The 811-nt window shown below is 48.5% G+C and carries 1 tRNA gene and 2 rRNA genes; all 3 read left to right on the top strand.

Annotation, left to right across the window (positions count from 1 at the left end):
• Positions 1–82 (top strand): 16S ribosomal RNA (locus tag RZ35_RS16900); the annotation flags it as partial.
• A gap of 137 nt (positions 83–219) precedes the next feature.
• Positions 220–295 (top strand) — tRNA-Glu (locus tag RZ35_RS16895).
• Positions 296–517: 222 nt separating this feature from the next.
• Positions 518–811: ribosomal RNA gene (locus RZ35_RS16890) — 23S ribosomal RNA — on the top strand; the annotation flags it as partial.

The following is an 811-nucleotide window of genomic DNA, read 5'->3' as shown; positions in this document are numbered from 1 at the left end:
GCTTACCACTTTGTGATTCATGACTGGGGTGAAGTCGTAACAAGGTAACCGTAGGGGAACCTGCGGTTGGATCACCTCCTTACCAAAGTGAAGTGCTAGTGAAGTGCCCACACAGATTGTCTGATGAAAAAGCAAGAGCAAAAGCGCACCTGTTGATGATGAGTCTCTGACTCATGCTGATGCGGAACGATTGAGCCGGAAGGCTGAGTCGGATTTCGTGTCCCCATCGTCTAGAGGCCTAGGACACCGCCCTTTCACGGCGGTAACAGGGGTTCGAATCCCCTTGGGGACGCCATACCGATAATGAGTGAAAGGCATTATCACCTGAATATCTTAAAGATGACTTTAACGAGTCGTGTTTAAGATATTGCTCTTTAACAATCTGGAACAAGCTGAAATTTGAAACGATACAGCTGAACATATCTCTCCGTGCAGTATTGAGATGTGATTTTGTTGTATCAGAGTCTCTCAAATAATCGCAGCGCGAAGTGTTTTACGAAACACATTCGGGTTGTGAGGTTAAGTGACTAAGCGTACACGGTGGATGCCTAGGCAGTCAGAGGCGATGAAGGGCGTGCTAATCTGCGAAAAGCGTCGGCAAGGTGATATGAACCATTATACCCGACGATACCCGAATGGGGAAACCCAGTGCAATCCGTTGCACTATCGCAACACGAATACATAGTGTTGCGAGGCGAACCGGGGGAACTGAAACATCTCAGTACCCCGAGGAAAAGAAATCAACCGAGATTCCCCTAGTAGCGGCGAGCGAACGGGGAGGAGCCCAGAACCTGAATCAGTTTGTGTCTTA

It is taken from the genome of Lonsdalea quercina subsp. quercina, from assembly GCF_000688655.1.
Lineage (GTDB): Bacteria > Pseudomonadota > Gammaproteobacteria > Enterobacterales > Enterobacteriaceae > Lonsdalea > Lonsdalea quercina.
This window is presented reverse-complemented; position numbering and strand designations above follow the sequence as displayed.